The 20,892-nt window shown below is 50.8% G+C and carries 22 protein-coding genes; 17 read left to right on the top strand and 5 right to left on the bottom strand.

All coding sequences use genetic code 11. The annotated features are described in order from the left end of the window. Positions 1 to 24: 24 nt before the first annotated feature. A complete protein-coding gene (locus FYJ51_RS10825; protein WP_154505585.1) occupies positions 25 to 591 on the top strand; it encodes a hypothetical protein in 567 nt (188 codons plus the stop codon). A 16-nt stretch (positions 592 to 607) separates the two neighbouring features. Here FYJ51_RS10825 and FYJ51_RS10820 read toward each other — a convergent pair whose 3' ends face one another. Continuing rightward, on the bottom strand, positions 608 to 1,624 hold the full coding sequence (locus FYJ51_RS10820; RefSeq protein WP_154505583.1) for a polyamine aminopropyltransferase: 1,017 nt from the start codon (positions 1,622 to 1,624) through the stop codon (positions 608 to 610). A gap of 37 nt (positions 1,625 to 1,661) precedes the next feature. Between FYJ51_RS10820 and surE the strand changes: the two genes are divergently transcribed. Together surE and FYJ51_RS10810 are read left to right on the top strand one after the other, a co-directional pair. Beyond that, a complete protein-coding gene (gene surE / locus FYJ51_RS10815) occupies positions 1,662 to 2,426 on the top strand; it encodes a 5'/3'-nucleotidase SurE (RefSeq protein ID WP_105303542.1) in 765 nt (254 codons plus the stop codon). Between the two features lie 2 nt (positions 2,427 to 2,428). After that, the gene (locus tag FYJ51_RS10810; RefSeq protein ID WP_154505581.1) at positions 2,429 to 4,981 is read left to right on the top strand and encodes an LTA synthase family protein; all 2,553 of its coding nucleotides are present in this window, start codon (positions 2,429 to 2,431) and stop codon (positions 4,979 to 4,981) included. Positions 4,982 to 5,016: 35 nt separating this feature from the next. On the opposite strand, the gene trhA is transcribed toward FYJ51_RS10810, so the two are convergent. Next, entirely contained in the window at positions 5,017 to 5,700 is a 684-nt protein-coding gene (gene trhA / locus FYJ51_RS10805; protein ID WP_456243042.1) for a PAQR family membrane homeostasis protein TrhA, read from the bottom strand. 131 nt (positions 5,701 to 5,831) lie between these two features. Between trhA and FYJ51_RS10800 the strand changes: the two genes are divergently transcribed. Beyond that, entirely contained in the window at positions 5,832 to 6,308 is a 477-nt protein-coding gene (locus FYJ51_RS10800) for a DUF1836 domain-containing protein (RefSeq protein ID WP_154505577.1), read from the top strand. Here FYJ51_RS10800 and pepD read toward each other — a convergent pair whose 3' ends face one another. Then, on the bottom strand, positions 6,309 to 7,736 hold the full coding sequence (pepD, locus tag FYJ51_RS10795) for a beta-Ala-His dipeptidase (RefSeq protein WP_154505575.1): 1,428 nt from the start codon (positions 7,734 to 7,736) through the stop codon (positions 6,309 to 6,311). It abuts the gene before it with no gap. A 93-nt stretch (positions 7,737 to 7,829) separates the two neighbouring features. Here pepD and FYJ51_RS10790 point away from each other — a divergent pair, with 93 nt between their 5' ends. From FYJ51_RS10790 to hpf, 8 genes are all read left to right on the top strand, one after another. Next, positions 7,830 to 8,039, top strand: a complete 210-nt coding sequence (locus FYJ51_RS10790; protein ID WP_105303547.1) for a hypothetical protein — start codon at positions 7,830 to 7,832, stop codon at positions 8,037 to 8,039. Next, positions 8,036 to 8,842, top strand: coding sequence for a phosphatase PAP2 family protein (locus FYJ51_RS10785; protein ID WP_154505573.1), 807 nt, complete (start codon positions 8,036 to 8,038; stop codon positions 8,840 to 8,842). The genes FYJ51_RS10790 and FYJ51_RS10785 overlap by 4 nt, the downstream gene beginning before the upstream one ends. Continuing rightward, positions 8,835 to 9,236: a hypothetical protein gene (locus FYJ51_RS10780; RefSeq protein WP_154505571.1), complete on the top strand. Its 402-nt coding sequence runs from the start codon at positions 8,835 to 8,837 to the stop codon at positions 9,234 to 9,236. Before FYJ51_RS10785 ends, FYJ51_RS10780 begins: the two co-directional genes overlap by 8 nt. A gap of 15 nt (positions 9,237 to 9,251) precedes the next feature. Next, positions 9,252 to 10,568, top strand: coding sequence for a C1 family peptidase (locus FYJ51_RS10775; RefSeq protein WP_154505569.1), 1,317 nt, complete (start codon positions 9,252 to 9,254; stop codon positions 10,566 to 10,568). An 86-nt stretch (positions 10,569 to 10,654) separates the two neighbouring features. After that, a complete protein-coding gene (gene rimO, locus FYJ51_RS10770) occupies positions 10,655 to 11,962 on the top strand; it encodes a 30S ribosomal protein S12 methylthiotransferase RimO (protein WP_154505567.1) in 1,308 nt (435 codons plus the stop codon). Next, complete coding sequence (locus tag FYJ51_RS10765) at positions 11,955 to 13,196, top strand: aminopeptidase (RefSeq protein ID WP_154505565.1); 1,242 nt, start codon at positions 11,955 to 11,957, stop codon at positions 13,194 to 13,196. The genes rimO and FYJ51_RS10765 overlap by 8 nt, the downstream gene beginning before the upstream one ends. Before the next feature lie 17 nt (positions 13,197 to 13,213). Next, complete coding sequence (locus FYJ51_RS10760; protein WP_154505564.1) at positions 13,214 to 14,677, top strand: DUF2779 domain-containing protein; 1,464 nt, start codon at positions 13,214 to 13,216, stop codon at positions 14,675 to 14,677. Positions 14,678 to 14,870: 193 nt separating this feature from the next. After that, positions 14,871 to 15,392, top strand: coding sequence for a ribosome hibernation-promoting factor, HPF/YfiA family (hpf, locus tag FYJ51_RS10755; protein WP_105303554.1), 522 nt, complete (start codon positions 14,871 to 14,873; stop codon positions 15,390 to 15,392). Positions 15,393 to 15,649: 257 nt separating this feature from the next. Here hpf and FYJ51_RS10750 read toward each other — a convergent pair whose 3' ends face one another. Next, on the bottom strand, positions 15,650 to 16,315 hold the full coding sequence (locus tag FYJ51_RS10750) for a hypothetical protein (RefSeq protein ID WP_105303555.1): 666 nt from the start codon (positions 16,313 to 16,315) through the stop codon (positions 15,650 to 15,652). A gap of 299 nt (positions 16,316 to 16,614) precedes the next feature. On the opposite strand from FYJ51_RS10750, the gene FYJ51_RS10745 reads away from it, so the two are divergent. Genes FYJ51_RS10745 through pssE form a run of 5 tightly spaced genes read left to right on the top strand, consistent with a single transcriptional unit; the run spans position 16,615 to position 19,937 of the window. Further along, positions 16,615 to 16,899, top strand: coding sequence for an MG284/MPN403 family protein (locus tag FYJ51_RS10745; protein ID WP_135358181.1), 285 nt, complete (start codon positions 16,615 to 16,617; stop codon positions 16,897 to 16,899). Positions 16,900 to 16,954: 55 nt separating this feature from the next. Beyond that, positions 16,955 to 17,197 carry a phosphopantetheine-binding protein gene (locus tag FYJ51_RS10740; RefSeq protein WP_205946305.1) on the top strand — a complete coding sequence of 81 codons (243 nt, stop codon included), beginning with the start codon at positions 16,955 to 16,957 and terminating at the stop codon, positions 17,195 to 17,197. A gap of 3 nt (positions 17,198 to 17,200) precedes the next feature. Beyond that, the gene (gene ptsP / locus FYJ51_RS10735) at positions 17,201 to 18,913 is read left to right on the top strand and encodes a phosphoenolpyruvate--protein phosphotransferase (RefSeq protein ID WP_105303559.1); all 1,713 of its coding nucleotides are present in this window, start codon (positions 17,201 to 17,203) and stop codon (positions 18,911 to 18,913) included. Positions 18,914 to 18,960: 47 nt separating this feature from the next. Continuing rightward, entirely contained in the window at positions 18,961 to 19,443 is a 483-nt protein-coding gene (pssD, locus tag FYJ51_RS10730) for a PssD/Cps14F family polysaccharide biosynthesis glycosyltransferase (RefSeq protein WP_105303560.1), read from the top strand. Continuing rightward, positions 19,443 to 19,937: a PssE/Cps14G family polysaccharide biosynthesis glycosyltransferase gene (gene pssE / locus FYJ51_RS10725; RefSeq protein WP_105303561.1), complete on the top strand. Its 495-nt coding sequence runs from the start codon at positions 19,443 to 19,445 to the stop codon at positions 19,935 to 19,937. The genes pssD and pssE overlap by 1 nt, the downstream gene beginning before the upstream one ends. Positions 19,938 to 19,952: 15 nt before the next feature. Here the strand turns inward: pssE and FYJ51_RS10720 are convergent, their stop codons facing one another. Beyond that, positions 19,953 to 20,696 (bottom strand): metallophosphoesterase, encoded by a 744-nt coding sequence (locus FYJ51_RS10720; RefSeq protein WP_235897283.1) that lies wholly within the window; start codon positions 20,694 to 20,696, stop codon positions 19,953 to 19,955. Positions 20,697 to 20,892: the final 196 nt, after the last annotated feature.

Genomic DNA, 20,892 nt, shown 5'->3' with positions numbered 1-20,892 from the left:
CCGCTTCTGCCGTATAATATTCCTATGAAACAAATTCTGACTCTCCTAATCTGCACGATCCTGCTTGCCGGGTGTGCCAGCAGCGACAGCACTGCAGTCAGCACTTCTGATGACACCAACGGACCGTATATCAATATGGTTCAGTATGAATTCACGACGACTGTCGGCAATCCAATCGATTTTTCCAATATCTCCGGTTATGACGACGTCGATGGATTATTGCCTACTTCGGTGCGGGGCTATGTGAATTATGAGCAGCCTGGCGACTATTATCCGAGCATTGTCTGCACAGACCTTTCCGGAAATGAAACAGCTATTCCGATCACGGTCCATGTGCTGAATACGCCAGCCCCGGTTCCGTCTGCTTCTGCAGAACCTTCTCCTTCCCCGGAAAGCACTTCGTGTCCGGAAGGAAAAGATCCGGATCAGCCTTGCTCGATTGTCTTATCAGAAGATCTTTCTTCGTATCAGACAATCTATGAAGGCGAATCCGGATATGATGCATGTCTCAATGCCGCATACGGAGACGAAACTGCCTGCGAGATCATCACGGCCAATGACGGCTCCTTCTGGGGCTATGGCCTGAAATGATTCTCTGAGCAGAAATTCAGAGCGAAAGAATATTCCGATAGACCATGCGATCATACAGCATGGTCTTTAATGATTCCGGATCATCCGGTACGTGATCAAGAGAAGAAAGATAAGTTCTTGTCTTCTTCATGCGCGCTTCCCATCCGGGTGCAGTCTTCTGATGCACTCCGGTAAACCATTCATACATGGCCATGACCAGGAGCGTCCGCATAGGCAGAATACAGGAATCCTCAATCCAGAAATCTGCCTGATCCAGGGAAGGAACATCCTGCTCAAGCAGTTTCTCCATCCAGTCCAGGCCATCTTCCGAAGAACGCCAGATATCGGTATAGATATAATCAAACTCAGAAAGAGCATCTTTCTGAAACCAGTCCAGCGCATCTCCTTCGATCAGACGAAGCGGAACCTGATCCGGAAACTGCGGCAGCAGGTTCTTGCGGAACATGTCGAGCACTTGAGGAGATTTCTCTACCACGGTGATGGAAGAGACGCTGGGATTCCGCATGGTCATATACACAAAATACCCGATTCCGAGCCCGAAGGTCAGCACCTTGCCATGTGCCTTATGGGCAGGGGGATCATTCGTATATGCTTCTGAAGGGGCACACATCATCCAGTCTTCGTCATTCTGATACAGATAGATTCCTTCGACATCCTGATCCAGTGCCCGTAATTTCATCCAGTCTGCACAGCTTCGATCCGGATCATCCTGGATAGCTTCTGCATTGAACAGATATCCGCCCTCGATCCATTCCTTCTCATACCGGAATCCGCCATCTGATACCTGATCCAGACGGATGTTCTGATAATAAGGATTCTGCTTCCAGTCTTCTGCAGAAAGAAACAGCGAAGGCCATTCTGCTTTCGGACCATCAAATTCTTTCTGTCCGGCAGCTTTCAGCGCTCTCTGCATCTTCTTCTCGGTTTCTTTTGTCACATAGGCATCCAGATAGGCATTCTGTTCCTCGTTCTGAAGATTGCGCAGGCAGCATTTCAGATAGGATAAAATCTCCGGATTCGGTTTCTGTTTCATGGAAATTATGATAATCTGACTCCCGGAGGAGTACAAGATGCGGATCTTAGCAGTGAATGATGATGGAATTGACAGTGAAGGAATCCGGGAATTAGTCAGGGTTCTTTCGAAGAAATACGAGGTGGCAGTCGCGGCCCCGGATACTCAGCGCAGCGCTGCCAGTCATTCAGTCAGCTATTTCATGCATGATCTGCGGGCAGAAAAGAGAGCATTCCCGGGAACTGCTGAAGCCTGGGCCATCAGCGGAACACCAGCTGATTGCGTCTATGCGGCCTTGAATGGATTATGTGCAGAAGACTTTGATCTTGTGATCTCGGGCATCAACAATGGTCCGAACTTCGGCACGGATGTGTTTTATTCCGGAACAGTTGCTGCAGCTGAAGAGGCGACGATTCTCGGCAGGCCGGCAATGGCGGTTTCGCTGAATTCGCCAGCCGTCCACTATGAAGACGCTGCCAGCATCGTTCCTGAACTTCTGGAGCAGTATCTGAATGATCCCGATTGCCGGAACTACACCTTGAATGTGAATATCCCGGACCTGAGACGGACAGACTGGAAGGGGATCCTCGCAGCTTCGCTCGACGGCATCCGCGCATATGGAAGACCGCTAACGATCACAGACAATCCGGATGGCTCGAAGAACCTGCATTGTCCCAATGATACCGATCTTGCCATCCGCAATCCGGCAGTCTGCGGAGATATCACGAAGATCAAGGAAGGGTATGTGACCCTGACTGCACTTTCCCTGGATCCGGAACATTCCGGGTATCAGAAAAAACTTGAAAGCTGGTATAATCACTAACTATGAAACAGCGTACCGCCAGAACCTGGATCAATGTCCTTTTTGTGATTCTCATTGCGGCAAGCCTCGTGCTTGCCTTTATGCCGCGCTCCAGCCGTCTGCAGCTGTTCGTGCCGGAAAAGAGCCAGACCGATGCCAAGGAGCAGGTCCTTTCTGCAGCCGGAATGTATTCAGGCACTGCAGCAGAAGGAGTCAGCGATACGACGGACTCCGGCCAGGAATGCATCACAATTGAGCTTCCGAAAGAAGAATCGGATCAGGATTCCATTGCGGTTGTCAGCCAGAGCCCCGATCTGAATGCCTATTACTACTGGGGCATCCAGTTCATGAAGTACTACAGTGCCAGCTCTCTGAATGCCTATTCCCAGACCACATTCACCCATCCGAAGAACACGTATTTCGAGGATGACATGACCTTTGCCGAAGCAGTCGAGAAATATCAGGCGGAAGGATATATGCTGCTGTTCAGCGTCAAAGGCGACAGCAGAAGAGGCTGGAGCGATGAGATGGAAGAAGCCATGCGCAGTGCCGGCATTGAAACCACGCCGCGCAAAGGCGCGTACTTCAGCGCCTATATCGCTTATGTGTATCAGGGCGAAACGTTCAGCGAGATAGACGATACCACCGTAACTAAATACATCACGATCAACGGCCATCGGATCTATATGACGAGTGCTGGGGTCTACCATGGCAACCGCAGCTCGATCCGCATTGACGGAGATGAATGCAGTGCTTCCGGAAACGGCATCAACCTGACGGTCTATGATCCGGAAACCGGAAGACTCATCGATGCCATTTCCTGGAATACGAATACGTCTGACCCGGTCATGACCAGAGACGACAGTCTCTTCTATACGGAATACACGATTACAATCAGCGGGCAGCTGCTCGACATGTTTGCCGTCAGACAGCAGATTGTGACCATGCTGTTCCGGGATCTGTATCTGCTGCTGGCCTTTGTGCTTGTGCTGATGTTCCTCGATGCTCGCAATATCGAGAAACATATTGCCCTCGGTACTCCGGTGAAGACGTGGACCATCATCCTGAAGCAGATTCCGATTGTTCTGCTCGGAGTCCTGGCAGCAGCTGCGGATATCGGCTATACGTATCTCCGCACGAGCTTCAAGGATGTCTCGATGGAGCAGCTCCTATTCCATATGAATACGAACCTCACCGGCACCAACTGGTCTACCTTCAGCGATCTCTTTGAGGGCATGGGCTTAGGAGCAGGCATCATTGCCGCATCCGGCATCCTGCTTGCCATCCTGTATGTGCACCTCGGAAAGCATCCGGAACAGAAGAAATGGAAATTCCGCATGCGCTCTGTCTTCTGGCTGCGCTGGACCACGGTCTTAGCTGCCATTGTCGCAATCAGCGTCGCCGTCGATTCGTTCTGGTGGAACTACGGGGTCTATGATTACCTCGTCAATTCGAACTTCGATGCCGAAGTCTTCGATGACTATTATGCTGACCCTTCTGAGGTGCAGATCATGTTCCCGGAAGAAAAGAAGAACCTGATCTACATCTACATGGAATCCATGGAAATCTCGGCCGCCGATGAAGCATCCGGAGGCGGAAAGGCATTCAATGCGATTCCGGAACTCACGGAGCTTGCCTTTGAAAATGATAACTTTGAAGGCGAAGAAACCGGTGTTCTGAACGGCGGCATCCCGCTGACCAACTGCACGTGGACGATTGCCGGCATCACGGCTCAGTCAGCCGGTGTCTATCTCGGCGTGGACAACGCTATGGCAAACCGCCGCGGCAGTATGGAGCAGTTTCTGCCTGGGGCGACCACGATCGGCGATATTCTCGAAGAGAATGGATACACGAATGTGTTCATGCTCGGCAGCGATGCCAAGTTCGGCAACCGCAATGAATTCTTCGGCGAACACGGCGACTTCGAGATTGATGACTATTACTGGGCGAAGCGGGCAGGCTTGATACCGCCAGACTACTTTGTCTGGTGGGGATATGAAGACAAGAAGCTGTTCGAGTATGCCAAGGATAAGGCGACGGAACTTGCCGAAGGGGATCAGCCATTCAATCTGACACTATTAACGGTAGATACCCACTTTACAGGCGGCTATCTCTGTGAAGACTGCCCGGATACGTATTCCCAGCAGTACAGCAATGTCATTGCCTGCAGCTCCAAGCGGGTCGCAGACTTCGTGGCATGGGTCCAGGAACAGGACTGGGGCAAGGATACGGTCATCGTGCTCTCTGGCGATCATCTTTGCATGGACAGCCAGTACTATTCCGATATGCCGTCGGGCTATGAACGCAAGACCTATGTCTGCATCATCAATTCCCAGAAAGAAGAAACCGACAAGCGCCGCACGTTTGCAACCATCGATCTCTTCCCGACCACGCTGGCTGCGCTCGGTGCGGAAATCGAAGGCGACCGCCTCGGCCTTGGAACCGACCTCTATTCCGATACTCCGACCTTGGTGGAGCTAAGAGGAGAGGACTGGATGAACAGCCAGTTTGCGATGAACTCTGATTTCTATAAGCAGAAGATCCTGTACGGAAACGACGATACCGACAGCGAATAACAGAAAAAATCCCGCGGAATTCCGCGGGACAGGATTTATAACAGAATCGTCAGCACCTGATATGCAAGCAGGTAATGGCAGAGACTGCCGGCCAGCACGAAGAGATGAAACAGCTCGTGATTGCCGAAGCCAGTCTCTTTTTCATTAGCAAATAATGGTTTCTTTCTGGCATAGATCACCGCGCCAAGTGTATAGAAGATGCCTCCAAGAAGAAGCAGGGAGAAGCCGCTTCCAAGTCCGGTCAAAAGTGCAGGAAACTCTGTGAGGCATGCCCATCCCATCGCGGTATAGATGACGGAAGAAACCCATTTCGGACACGTTACCCAGCAGAGCTTGAAGACGATTCCGAGCAGAGCGATGATCCAGACTGCTGCTAACAGTATGACGCCGCTTTCTCCTTTCAGCACCGTCAGGCAGATCGGCGTATAGCTTCCGGCAATCAGCACGAAGATGCTGCAGTGATCCAGCTTTTTCAGAACCCGATCGATTCTCGGACTGATGTGAAAGGAATGATAGGCAGCACTTGCTCCATAGAGCAGAATCATGCTCGCCATGAAGACGGCATAGCCGATCATCTGCACTTCTGAGGCACCAAGCAGGGAAGNATGGATCAGCAGGACCGGCATGCCTGCAATGGAGAGCAGGAACCCGACAAAATGAGTCAGAGCGCTGATTTTATCCTTTGCGACGAAGATTCCTTCCGGATGATTCAGATTCATTGCTGTCATAAGTTACCTCCTGATCGGTTATTAAATAACTGATTACATTGATAACTATATCGGTTAATAAATAACCTGTCAAGAGATATAATAAAATTGACTTCAGAGATTTCGGAAGCTATAGTAGAACTATGGAAAAACAGGATCTGAATCAGTTCAATCTTCCGGAATACCGGGAAATCCCGGATGTCGGTCTGTATCTGGATCAGGTGGTCAAATACCTGAATGGATATCTGGATCCATATCCGGAACTGCCGGTCACCGGCTCGATGATTTCGAACTATGTGAAACTCAAGCTCGTCCCGAAGGCAATGAAGAAAGCATACAGCCGGGATCAGATTGCGATGTTCTTCTTCATCGCCCTGGCCAAGCAGGTGCTGTCCATCGATGAGATCCGGGAAGCCCTTGCCATCTCTGCGGAATACTGCAATACCGAAAATGCCTATACTCGTTTCCGGGAAGAACTTCTGGAGGTGCTGGCCGGAACGGAAGAACCGGTTTCCAGCAGCCATGAAGAGCGGCAGCTGCTTCATCTGACCGTTCTTTCGATCGGCCATAAGATGGAACTCAGCCAGTGGTTTGCAAAGCGAAAAGAAAAAGTGCTCTGATCAGAGCACTTCCAGAAGTTCCGTCAGCAGGTGATACATCCGATCAAATGCCTTGAGATCCAGGCGCTCTTCCGGCGTGTGGATCTTTTCTTCGACCGAACCGATCGAGATGATATCGCTGTCCGGATGAAGACCGCTCCAGATGCCGGTCTCATTGCCGCCATGCGTTCCCTCGATCACGAGGTCTTTTCCGTAATGTTTCTGAATCAGAGGATTCAGTGCATCTCTTAGGGCAGACTCCGGATGGTAGTTCCAGCCCGGATAGCGGATCAGCACTTCGACAGATGCCTGATTGAGTTCAGATGCAATCCGGATCTTGCGCAGCTCATCGTCCAGTCCGCTTTCATAGAGCGAACGGATCCGGAACAGAATAATCGCCTCGGATTCCTTCAGCTCCATCGTTCCGACATTATCAGAAGTAGCAGGAATATCGAGGGTGAGGTTTCTCTGGGTGACACCATTCGGAACAAGATTCATGAGAGCAATCAGACGTGCCCCGGATTCTTCCGAAAGGGGAGTGACTGCAGGCTTGCATGGATGGAGCTCGAGCTTCATGCCCGGATCCGTCGGACCGTATTCCGTGAATACTTCTTCTTTGAACTTTGCAAAAGAAGTTTCCAGCTTCTCAGTTTCTGCTGTTTCAAGCTGCAGTTCTGAAAACTGCGGAATCGAATTATCAGCAGCGCCGCCATTCCAGTTCACCAGCCGGAAGGGAACCTTCTGCTCCTGCAGTTCTCTGAGGAATCTGGCCAGCAGCAGAATCGGATTTGCATGTTCCTGGTCGATCTCAATGCCGGAATGACCACCCAGACACCCGGAGAAGGAAACCTTCATGCAGGTACCGGAATAGGATGCTCTGTTAACCGGGACATGAATCGCTCCCTTGATGCCGCCGGCTGCACAGCACATCGTCGAAGTCTCGCTGCCGCCATCAAGAGAGATGACTCTGCGCGAGCGGATGTTCTCGGGCTTCAGATGCAGAGCACCTTCTAATCCGATTTCTTCCATGACTGTGAAAACACATTCAAGCGGCGGATGGGAAAGCGTATCGTCTTCCAGGATTGCAAGCATGTAGGCAATCGCCACGCCGTCATCCGCTCCCAGCGTCGTTCCATCAGCCATCAGGTAATCTCCCTCGACCTTCAGAGAGAGGGGATCCTTTTCCCAGTCATGCACCACGCCAGGCGCACAAGCCGGAACCATATCCAGATGTCCCTGCAGCATGACTGAGTCTTCGTGTTCCCTGCCGGGAGAAGCTTCTTTATAAATAATGGTATTGCCCCATTCATCCTGCCACCATTCCAGCTTATGGCTCTCTGCGAACGCCTTGACCCAGGCGGCTGCCGCTGCTTCGTGACGGGAAGGGCGGGGAATCTTCGACAGCTCATTGAAGTACCAGCACCACCGTTTGGAAAGATCAAATTTCATAGTCTGCCTCCATGTCCATTATCATAGCTCAGATTGATTCCGGAAGCTTTCCGTTTGTGCTAACATACTATTGCGAAATGGAGCTGACTGCATATGACTGAAAAACGAAAAGTCCTGCTTATTGAATCACTGATTCTCGGGTTAGCAGGAGCCCTGATCACCGATCTCGGCAATAATCGAAAAGGCATCGTCTCCTCCACCCCGCTCTGGGCCGTCTTTTTATACTATTTCCTGTTCGGATTAGTCTGGTTCTCGCTCGTGAACTGGCTTCTTGGAAAACGCGAACAGAAAAAGAAGAAATGAGAAAGTATCGCGCGCTTTCCAGCATTCTGCTCTATCTCCTGGTCTTCGTGGCAGCGGCAAGAAAAGATCTTGCGGCTTCGGAATTTCTGACTGCGCATGGCTGGAATGCGCTGATTTCGTTCGGCAAGCATGCCGGACCGCTGCCGATGTTTCTCGTACCGGCTTTCTGCTTTCTGGCCCTCAGCCGGATCAGACACCAGAAGCTGTTTCAGGCTGCAGGCTTCATTCTGTGTCTTGCCGCAGGGATCCAGGTTATCGGAATGACCACGATCAATCTGCCGGAACTGATCGGAGCGACTGGTCTCGGGATTCTGTTCTTTGTGCTTCTGATTCCAGAAGCACAGCAGTTTCCGATCGCATCTGAAGCCGGAGCGAAGACGGCAAGAGCTGGTATCACGATGGCCTTCTGGTCGTTTCTGATCATCCAGGCGATGAAGATCATCTGGGGAAGACCCCGTTTCATCTCGCTGTCGGATCCCTCTGTCTCATTTGAGCCATGGTTCCATATCAGCGGACTAGTCTTCACGGATGATCTGTACAAGTCCTTCCCGTCCGGCCATACCGGAGCAGCGGCCATGATCTTCTGGATCACGTTGCTGCCGTATGTCGATCCGAAGCTGAAAAAGGGAAGGCTGTGGGGCCTTGCAATTGTGTATACCGCTCTGATCGCCGTTTCCAGGATCATGGCAGGCATGCATTATATCAGCGACGTCATGGCAGGATGCGCAGTCACGCTGTCCATCTGCCAGATTCTGAGATACCGGTATTTCATTGCACCGGAAAAGGAGATACTGCATGAATAAATTTCAGCAGAAGATGTACCGATTCATGCAGGGGAGATACGGCTATGACAAGCTCAGCTCTTTCCTGTTAGTCTGTGCGGCAATTCTGGATATTGCCGGAACTTTTGCCCGCCTGACGATTCTCGTGCTTGTGGCTGAGGTGCTTCTGATCTATATCATCTATCGCAGCATGTCTAGCAACATGATAAAGCGGTCGAGCGAGAATGCGGCCTTCCTCGAGCACACCAGAGGCATCCGCAGAAGATTCCTGGTATGCTCAAGGAATCTGAAAGATAAAGAACACCGGTACAGTCTCTGCCCAGGCTGCGGCCAGATGGTGCGTGTGCCGCGCCATCATGGCAAGGTGGAAATCACATGCCCGAAGTGCGGACAGACGTTTGAAAGAAGAAGCTGAGAAAGGAATGGACCTATGAAACCGATTGAGATTGATGAATTGAAACAGCTGCAGGAAGAATACCGTAAGAATGATAAGGCAAGAGTCGTGCGCAATGCGCTGACCACGACCAGCATCACTTCCATCTCGAATGTGCTGGAAGCACAGGAAGCTAATCCGTTCTTCTTTTCCGTCGAAGTGCCGACGATGAAGGTGACCAATCAGCTGCAGTCCGGCCGCTGCTGGATCTTCAGCTCGATGAACGTGCTCCGCGAGATCATCGCGAAGAAATACAAGATCGATCAGTTCGAGCTCTCTCAGAACTATGTTGCCTTCTATGACAAGCTCGAGAAGTGCAACTGGTTCATGAACTGCGTGCTGGAGCAGATTGATCAGCCGTATGACGACCGCACGCTGCAGTGGCTGCTTGACAATGGCGTCGGCGACGGCGGCCAGTGGGACATGGTAGTTTCACTCGTCAAGAAGTATGGCATCTGTCCGAAGACGGCTATGCCGGAAACGTACCAGTCCAGCCATACGCATGATATGAACGGACTGCTGAACAAGAGACTGCGGAAATTCGCTTCTGAGGCAAAGGCGCTGAAACCGGAGAAGCGCGAAGAACTGCGCACGAAGGTGCTTGCGGAATGCTATACGCTGATTGCCGACTGCTTCGGCCTGCCTCCGAAGAGCTTCACGTTTGAATACGTGGATTCGAAGAAGAAGTATCATTCGGTTTCCGATGTGACGCCGAAGGAATTCTATGAGAAATACCTTGGCGAGGATCTCGACCGCTATGCGGTCATCATCAATGCGCCAACTGAAGACAAGCCTTATCACAAGATGTATTCCGTGAAATACATCGGCAATGTCGTCTCCGGCAATGAGATCCGCTATCTGAACCTGCCGATGAACGAATTCAAGAAAGCTGTCATCGCGCAGCTCAAGGATGGCAAGCCGGTATGGTTCGGATGCGATTGTGTCAAGGACGGCAACCGTCAGTCCGGTCTCTGGGATGATCAGCAGTTTGACTATGAGCATACGTTTGATATGGATCTTTCGATGACAAAGGAAGAAATGCTCAATACCAGATACAGTGCAATGAATCATGCCATGGTGCTGACGGGCGTCAATCTCGTCAAAGGAAAGCCGACCCGCTGGAAGATCGAGAACTCCTGGGGAGACAAAGTTGCCCATGAGGGCTACTACATCGCCAGCGATTCCTGGTTTGAACAGTATGTCTATGAAGCTGCAGTCGATCGGGAATACCTCACGGGTGCCCAGCAGAAAGTGCTGAAGCAGAAAGTGAAGCTCCTGGATCCGTGGGATCCGTTCGGAACCCTGGCTGACTGAACCATCTGCCCGCATTCCAAGCGGGCTTTTATCTGCTTCCTTTGGGAAAGAAGCAGTGTGATACAATAAGACAGATCGGAGAACATATGAAAGTCGGAGTAATATCGCTTGGCTGTGCCAAGAACCTGGTGGATACCGAAAATCTGCTCGGCATCCTGAAGGCAGGAAACGTTGAGGTCGTGACCTCCTGGAAAGATGCAGATGCAGTCATCATCAATACGTGCGGATTCATCGAGCCCGCAAAGAGCGAAGCGATCTCGACGATCCTTGAAGCAGCAGACCATAAGCAGGAAGGCCTTCAGAAGCTCATCGTCATGGGCTGCCTGGCCGAGCGCTACAAGCCCCAGCTCGAACAGGAGATGCCGGAAGTAGACCGGTTCATTTCCATCGATGAATACAAAAACCTCGGATCCATCCTCTCGGAAGTACTCGGAGTGAAGATCCCGAATACGTACGGAAAAGCCCCGCGCGTGCTTTCCGGAAAGCCATGGATGGCTTATCTGAAGATCGCTGATGGCTGCGATAACCGCTGCAGCTACTGCGCGATTCCGAATATCCGCGGACCGCTGCGTTCGATGAATGAAAACGATCTGGTCCATGAAGCAGAACAATTAGCTGCGTCCGGCGTGAAAGAGCTGAATCTCATTGCCCAGGACAGTTCCCGCTACGGGTTTGACCGGGATCATCAGCTGCATCTTTCTGAATTACTGAAGAAGCTGGATCAGATTGACGGCATTCACTGGATCCGGATCCTGTATCTCTATCCGGATGAGATTCCGGATGATCTGATCCAGACTATCCATGACAGCCGTCATGTGATTCCGTATTTTGATATTCCGGTTCAGCATGGCAGCGACCGCATGCTGAAGGCCATGCATCGAAGAGGCAGCCGGGCAGAGATCATCGAACGCTGCGCGAAGATCCGTGCTTCGTTTGACTCGCCCGTCATCCGCACGACGCTCATTGCCGGCTTCCCGGGAGAAACCGAAGAAGATCATCAGGAGAATCTGTCGTTAGTGGAAACAGTGCGCTTTGATCATATGGGTGCCTTCACGTATTCCAGAGAAGAAGATACTCCGAGCTACGCGCTCGAAGATGATGTTCCGCCGGAAGTCAAGGAACAGAGAAAGGCAGAACTCATGAATCTGCAGATGAAGATTGCGGCAGAAGACCGGAAGAAATGGATCGGAAAGACGGAAGAAGTGCTGATTGAAGGAAGAGACGGACTGACAGGGATGTATCTTGGCAGATCGTGTCTCTATGCGCCGGACGGCGTTGACGGCATGGTCCGCTTCCGCAGCAATGTCCCGCATGAAGCAGGGGACTTTGCGATGGTGACCTTCACGAAGACGGCCGGTCAGAATCTGCTCGGGGAGGAAGTCGAACATGCCTGATCAGAAGACGCTGAGAAATTATGCCCGCCTGGCGATTGAGACTGGCGTCAATGTGCAGAAGGGCCAGCTGTTGGTGATTTCGTGTCCTGTCACGCATTCCGACTTTGCCCATCTCTGCATGGAAGAAGCATATCGCTGCGGGGCTGGCGAAGTATGGATGAACTGGGCAGATGAAGATGCCGAACGCATCAATCTGCTCTATGGTGAAGAAGCATTCCTGGCGAAAATCCCGGAATATCAGCTTGCCAGAGTGAAAGAAGCCCAGGAACGCAAAGCAGCTTTCCTGCATATCATCAGTCCGGTGCCTGGCATCATGGCCGGGGTTGATGAAGCAAAGGCCGGCCGCATCTCTAAATCCCGCCGGAAGGCAATGGCACCTTATCAGGCCTATTCGATGGCTTCCAAGGGACAATGGTCCATCCTTGCTCTGCCGAATCCGCGCTGGGCAGTACAGGTATTCCCGGAAGAAAAAGATCCGGAAATTGCCGAGCAGAAACTCTGGAATGCCATCCTGAACACCGTATATGTAAATGCTGAGGACGATCCGGTTGCCATCTGGAAGGCACACAGCAGAGAAATCCGCCATCATTGCGATCTGCTGGATCAGAAGCACTTCAAGGCCATCCATTTCCATAATTCCCTCGGCACGGACCTGACCGTAGGCCTTGCGGAAGAACACCTCTGGGGAGGAGGAGAAGAGAAGGCTTCTGAAATCGGCTGTCTCTTCAATCCGAATCTTCCCACTGAAGAAGTCTTCACGACCCCGGACCGCATGCATGTCGACGGAACGGTCTATGCAAGCAGGCCGTTGCTTTATGAAGGCCATCGCATCGAGAACTTCAGTGTGACCTTTGAACATGGGAAAGCAGTCTCCTGCCATGCGGATAAGGGAGAAGAGACTCTGAAGCAGATTCTTTCTTCGGATGAGAATTCGGATCGCTTAGGCGAAGTTGCTCTGATTTCGTATGATACGCCGATCTCGGAAATGAAGATTCTGTTCCTCAATACGCTTTTTGATGAAAATGCGTCGTGCCATCTGGCCTTCGGAGCAAGCTATCCGGGACAGATTGAAAACGGCACGAAGATGAGTGAAGAAGAACTGAAGGAACATGGCGGCAATGTTTCAGAGATCCATGTCGACTTCATGTTCGGTACTGCTGATCTTACTGCCGATGGCATCTATGAAGACGGAACTTCCGAACCGGTCTTCCGGGATGGCAGATTTGTATTCTGAAACAGAAAGGCTCTTCTATGTTCCATATTTCTGACCTGAAAAAATTCAATCGATGCCAGCGTCTGTTCGCACTGGATCAGGCTGCTCCGCCCCAGGAATGGGAGCGATATGTCCGTCTGGACGAGCAGGTCACCGACTTAGCAGCCCAGATGCTTGGCGTCACGGACCCATTCCTCGGTCAGCGCAACGATCCGCCTGAGCTTGCCATGCAGGCTCTGAAGGAGAAAGACTGGCTGATCAAAGCCCGGTTTGAATATCGGAATCTTCGGATCAAGGCGCCGTTTCTGCATCGCAATGGCGATGGATGGGATCTGTATTTCCTGTTTCCGGGATTATATCCGCACGCCGATGATCTGCTGTTCTACTGTGCCATGGTATGGGTTCTGGAGCATTTAGGCATCCATCTGAAGAATATCCGCATGGTTCATCTGAACCGGGAATATCAGNGGAAAGGGGATCTGGATGTGAAACAGCTGTTCACGGTCACGGATTACTTCTATAACGCTGCCAATCATCCGACTGTCCTGATCCGCGAAGCGATTGCGGATGGCATGCGCGATTACACATCCCAGCTGGATGCGATGGAGAAAAGTCTTTTGAAGCCCGCCCCGGCTCCCGTCCGGAAGCCGCGCTGCGCAAGCCGTCAGAAATGCCGCTTCTATGAGGAATGCTTCCCGGAAGAGCAGAAAGAACCATGCAACAGCATCCTGACGCTGATCGGCTCCAGATACCGCTATGAGATGAAAGCAGAAGGAAGAAATTTTCTGAAAGACGCCGATCTCAATCGCATTGAAGGCACCCGCCAGCAGTTTGCTCAGATCCGGGCAGATCAGAATGGGGGTCTGTTTGCCGACCATCTCGGCTTATCTGCTTGGCTGAGCGATATCAGATATCCGATCTCCTTCCTGGATTTCGAATGGGAATGCTATGCGGTACCGCAGTACGAAGGCATGCATCCATATGATGTGCTGCCCTTTGAATACAGCCTGCATATCATGCAGAAAGACGGAACGATGACTCATCAGGTATTCCTCGGCATCCACGATGACCGCAGGAAGATGGTGGAGTCTCTCTTGAACGAAGTTCCTTCGGAAGGAACCATCATTGCTTATAATGCCGAAGGTGCAGAAAAGATCCGCCTGCAGGAATTTGCTGATCAGTTTCCGGAATACCGGGAACGGCTTCTGGATATGAAAGCCCGCATGAAGGATCTGCAGGTTCCGTTTACTTCCGGTCTTGTCTATGACACCCGGATGGGCGGGGCATGGAATCTGAAGCGCATCATGTCGATGATGGATGATCCGGGCTACAGAGATCTTGATATCCATGAAGGCATGGCGGCAGTATTTGCCTGGCGGCATCTGGACCGCGGCGATGAAGAGGCCGACCAGGAACAGATTATCCGGGAACTCAAGGAATACTGCGGGATGGACAGCTATGCTATGACGGTTGTCTACCGCTGGCTCACGCAGATTGCATGAAAGCTTTCTGCGTTTTTTTGTTCAAAATCAGAAGATTGTCTAGCAGAATTCACGAAGCTTTCACGCTTGTTCTGCTATACTGAAATCAGAAAGAGAAGAGTAAGAGAATTGTAAAGAAAAACGAAGGAGCATGTGCTCCGGTTTCATAGAAAATTCCACGCATAGAGAAACAATAGAAAGAGAGGTTCCAGTTATGCGTTTTGAGATTATCGGCAAGAATATCAGCGTTACCCCGGCAATGCGGGAAAAGATCGAGAAGAAGCTTTCCGGCCTGGAGAAATATCTCCTGATTGACGAGGACACCACCGCTCGGGTGGTCGTCCGTGTGTATCCGAATTCCCAGAAAATTGAAGTCACGATTCCTACCAGAGTCGGTATCCTCCGTACGGAAGTAGAGCAGGAAGATCTGTATGCTGCAATTGATCTTGCTGTAGACAAGCTCGAAGATCAGCTCCGCCGTCAGAAGACCCGCCTCAGCCGCAAGCATCGCAGCTCCCTGGCAGAGACCTTCGCTGCTGAAGAAATCGCCGAAGAACCTGAGATTCCGGTCAAGACGAAGACCATCAAGGCAGAAGTTATGGATCTCGATGAAGCAATCATGCAAATGGAACTGTCCAACCATGACTTCTATCTGTACACTGATGATGAGAGCGGCAAGATTTCCGTGGTCTATCGCAGAAACAGCGGCGGCTACGGTCTGATCGAAACTGAGTAAACCTGGAAACGTTCGTCCCTGATCGGGCGGACGTTTTTTTCTGTCCCGAATTTGCGGAAGGTCAGAAAAAGAAAATAGTTTTCTCAGAATGAATCGGGGGATTGCTGAAACCATAAGTGATGTTTCAGAAGCTGCTGGCAGAGAAGTTTCTTTTTTGGACCTAAATGGAAAGCGGCTGAAAAACAATTCAGCCCAACGTAATGGTAAAACCGGAGATATCCGGAAGAGGTTAAAAGAAAACTGGAAGCTGCTGAGAATTACAGCATCAGCTGAATGCAGAGGATCAGATAAACCGTACCCATGGACAGAATTCCAGGCATCAGATTTCCGGACTGGTTATAGAGATAAGACAGGATCGTGACCAGGACGACATTGTAGAAATAGCCGGGAACAAACTCCGTCAGGGAGATCGGATAGCTGACTTCTGCCAGCGTGAAGCATAATCCGAACAGGAAGCCGGACATCAGGATCACGACTGCTTCCTGGGTCTGGATCTTGAAATGATCGGTCAGACACTTGAAGGTCATATTCACGACTGCAGACTGGCTGAAGCTGAACGCTGCCAGGATCACCGGCACGGCCAGCGGATAGCGGGCAAGCGTATCCTTATCCGGAAGCAGGACAGAGCCATGCAGAAGCCGCTGATTGAAGAAGAACCAGAGACCGAGAGCTGCAAACCCGATCACCGCCCAGAGCAGGGATTCAGCAAGATGGTTCTTGAATCGGTTCCAGTGCAGACCGAACAGGTTCCAGTCATACATGATCAAGGCAGCCGCCCCGAGGTTCAGCGCAAACATCGTGCACAGTGTTTCGTTGAGAATATACTGATTCAGAAACCGCGAAAGCAGCGGAATCATCGCAAAGATCGCAAGCGAAATCAGAATTCGTCTGATGGAAAGAGAAGAACTGTATTCTTCGCGCATGGAACATTCCTTTCTGTCAATCAGTTTACCGGGATAAGCCATAGCATGCAAGCAGACGATCCTTTTATTGCAGGAAAGATATCGTTTCCGGGATTGTAGAAAACTGGAAATCGTATTCAAAACAGTAAGCGCTTACAGAGCTGATCTTGAAGGAGAAGATTCCTTCGATTATATTGAGGACACGCAGAGGTCCGGAACTCATTGAATCCGGAAGATGAGGGGTAGAAAGGCTTCATATCATGTGTCCGAACAAACCTTTTTCTGATTCCGAGAAACACATCAGAACTTCTGAGGAGGCAATGGAGTTTATACGATTGCAGACGCTTCACTGCCTGATGATCATTCACCGATGTGCAGATGACCCGGAACACTCCGATCAGAACCTCCTGGATTCGTATTCCTGGATGCAGGAACTCAACCGGACACTGGAAATGATGGATCCGACTTCCCGGTTTCTGATGCAGAACCTGTTCCGCAATGAGAAAACGGACTGGTATAAGCCTTACTGGAGCAAGACTACGTATTACCGCCTGAAGAAGAAAGCAGTTCAGGAATTCCTGAATTGTTTCATGCCGGCTTTCTGAATCCGGTTGTGGATGGGCTGGAACAATGATAAAATTCTGGCAGGGAGAGTCTCTTATGAATTATCTTGAGGTGCTGGATCAGCTGGTCCGCGAGTATGCGCCGGATCACCATAATCTGACGCCGGAAACCACGTTTGAGGAGCTTGGAATGGACGGGATTGATCTCGTCGATTTCATGCTGAAAGTTGAAGAGAAATTCGACATCGTGGTCCCGGATTCGAAGATGCTTGATCTGCATTCAATTCAGGATGTTCTGGACATGATCTCGGAAAGTACCGGACAGGAGGAAAAATATTAAGTCATGCTGAAAGGAATTGCTGCATCACAGGGTATTGCGGTTGCCAGAGTCTATAAGCTTGAGCAGCCGGTGCTTCACATCGAAAAGCAGGAACATGCTGATGTGGAAAAGGAACTGGCACGTCTCGACGCTGCCTTTACGAAGACGGTGAAGGATATTGAAGGAATCAAAGCTGCTGCTTCAAAGAACCTGAAGGAAGAAGAACTTGCGATCTTCGATGCGCACCTGATGATGATCCAGGATCCGGATTTCCGCAGCCAGATTGAAGATGAGATCCGCAATGGGGAAGAGAATGCGGACTTTGCTGCAAAGAATGTATCGGATATGATGGTCTCCATGTTCGAAAGCATGGATGATGCCTACATGAAGGAACGTGCAGCAGATATCAAGGATGTTTCGTTCCGTCTGCTGTGCAACCTGGAAGGCAAGGAGATTCCGAACCTCGCAACGCTGAGCGAACCGGTTGTCATCGTTGCCAAGGAACTGACCCCGTCTGACACCGGCAGCCTGAACAAGGAATTTGCAAAAGGATTTGCAACGGAAATCGGCGGCCGTACGAGCCACAGTGCCATCATGGCGCGTTCGCTGGAAATTCCGGCAGTTGTCGGCATCACCGGCATCATGGATCAGGCGGAGAATGGCCAGCAGATCATCCTCGATGCCATTGACGGCACCGTGATCCTGAATCCGAGCGAAGCAGAGACGAAGGAATATGAAGCAAAGGCTGCTGCCTTCGAGAAGGAAAAGGAAGAACTGAAGACCTATGTGAATAAGGAAACCGTATCCACGGATGGTCATAAGGTTCTTGCAGTAGGCAACATCGGATCCCCGGCAGATGTGCAGGGTGTCATCGACAATGGCGGCGAAGGCGTCGGTCTGTTCCGCACCGAATTCCTGTACATGAAGAGCCAGGACGACTTCCCAAGTGAAGACGTTCAGTTCGAAGCTTATAAAGAAGTCCTGGAAGGCATGAAGGGCAAGCCGGTTGTCATCCGCACACTTGATATCGGCGGTGACAAGAAGCTGAACTACTATCAGTTCGAAGAAGAGATGAACCCGTTCCTGGGTGTCCGTGCAATCCGCTTCTGCCTGATGCGCAAGGATATCTTCCGGGTACAGCTGAGAGCTCTGCTCCGTGCCTCCGCATTCGGCAAGCTCTGCATCATGTTCCCGATGATTGCCACGCTGAATGAATTCCGTGAAGCAAAGGCAGTCTATAACGAAGAACGTGAAAAGCTCGTTGCAGAGGGCGTCAAGATCGGCGATGATGTCGAAGTCGGATGCATGATCGAGATCCCGGCTGCTGCAGTTCTCGCCGATAAGATCGCTGAAGAAGCAGACTTCTTCTCCATCGGAACGAATGACCTGATCCAGTACACGATGGCTGCAGACCGTATGTCCCAGCAGGTATCCTACCTGTATCAGCCGCTGAATCCTTCGATTCTCCGTCTGATCAAGCATACGATCGATGGTGCTCATCAGCATGGCCGCTGGTGCGGTATGTGCGGTGAGATGGCTGGCGATGAGATGGCCGCACCGGTGCTGCTTGGTCTTGGCCTGGATGAGTTCTCGATGAGCGCATCCTCCATCACCCGCGCCCGCCGCATGATTGACGGTCTCTCCTATGCTGAGATGCAGAAGCTGGCAGACCAGGCACTGAACTGCTCCACTGAGGAAGAAGTTACGGAACTTGTCCGTAAGGCCCTCGGCAAGTAGTGTATACTTAAGGTGCACAGAATCCTGTGTGCCTTATTTTTTATTTTATGGAACCTAACACGAAAATACTCTTCATCTCAAGTACCGGCGGTCATCTGACCGAATTGCTGCAGCTCTCTCCGATGTTTTCTCATTGCGATTTTCATCTGATTACCGAGAAGACTCCTGCCAACCTCAGTCTGAAAGAAAAATACGGAGCAGATAAAGTGGACTTTCTTGCCTATGGCTCGAAAAGCCAACCATGGACTTATCTGTTTCATTTCACGTATAACTGCATCCGTTCTCTCGTGCTGTATTTCAAGCTGAAACCAGACTATGTCATCACGACCGGAACGCATACTGCTGTTCCGATGTGCAAGATCGCACATCATTTCCATAAAAAGATTATCTGGATCGAGACGATGGCAAACAGCCAGACTCCGACCATGGCAGGCAAGATGGTCTATCCGATTGCCGATCTCTTCGTCGTGCAGTGGGAAAGCATGAAGAAGGTATATCCGAATGCCGTCTATGGAGGCTGGATCTTCTGATGATTCTAGTGACCTTAGGAACCAATGACAAGAAGTTCACCCGTCTGCTTGATGCTGTGGAACAGGCCATTCACGAAGGAGCCATCACAGGCAAAGTAGTGGTCCAGGCAGGCTTCACGGAATACGAGAGCAGCGACATGGAAGTGATCGCCTACATCGATCAGCAGAAATTCGCAGAATATATGAATCAGGCGGACCTCATCATCACCCATGGCGGCGTCGGCACGATCATGACCGCACTGCGCGAAAAGAAAAAAATTCTCGCCGCAGCGAGACTTGCAAAATATCACGAACACGTCAATGATCATCAGACCCAGCTGCTGGAATCCTTTGAGCAGGCGGGGTATCTGATCTATATGAGAGATCTGACGGATATCCGCCCGTATCTGAAACAGGCAGAGACCTTTGAGCCGAAGCCCTATGTCAGCCAGCGGGATCACATGGTCTCTCTCATTGAAAACTGGATCGATCAGGATCAGCACGCAGGACACTGAAGCCTACGTGTTTTCTTATGTTCTGACTTTCAGATACGGATACGTCGAAGGCACATAGAATTCCTTCTGATCCTCAAGCCTGACGCATCCGAGCCTTCTTCCGTAGACGCATCCGCAGTCGATATGGAGAATGGATTTCTTCTTTCCATGGATGATCTTCCCGTCATATTCCTTGCCATACAGGAACGTCGGCATATGCCCGACGATCATCGTCACATCATCATACGGATTATCTTCAAGACCAATATGAGGCCAGATCAGCTCGAACTCCGGAACTTCTGCCGGATTGACCCCGGCTCTGCACCAGCTCCCGAGTCCTGAATGAACCAGCAGGTACTTTGTTCCCCCGACTTCGAGAAACTGATACAGCTTATGTTCCTGCAGGTAGTTCTGGATGTCATAGCACGTCGGGTAATCAAGGTCCATGAACTGATCCGCTGTAGTCAGCCCGCCGTTGTAGCTCAGCCACGTCACGAAATCATCCGACATCGTCGGCATATAAAGCGTTCCTTCATCAGACTTCCCGCGGATCAGCTCCGGGATATATCTGGCCAGCCAGACATCATGATTGCCGAAAATCAGATGCATTGAAGGGCAGTGCATGATCTCGAGAAGCAGTGGAATCGAATCCCTGCCACGGTCGCACACATCGCCGACAATCCACATCTCATCATACTCCGCATGAAAATCGATCACTTTCAGCATATGATCGAACTCGGTTTTGCTGCCATGCAGATCGCTGATCACGTACGTTGCCATATCACAGATATTCTATCATCCCGAGTTCCTGAAACGTCACAAACATGCTTCGCCGCAAATCACTGATGAAGGTGAGTTGCAGAACTAAACGCAACTTTGCATAAGTTAATGCAACTACCCCCTGAAAGTTGGTATTCAGAAAGAATATAATCTGATTAATTTACCGGAAAAAGTAAGGCTAACTTATGTTTTCCGG

The organism is Stecheria intestinalis, from assembly GCF_009696165.1.
GTDB lineage: Bacteria > Bacillota_I > Bacilli_A > Erysipelotrichales > Erysipelotrichaceae > Bulleidia > Bulleidia intestinalis.
The sequence above is the reverse complement of the archived record's forward strand: the minus strand, read 5'-3'. Positions and strand labels throughout refer to the sequence as shown.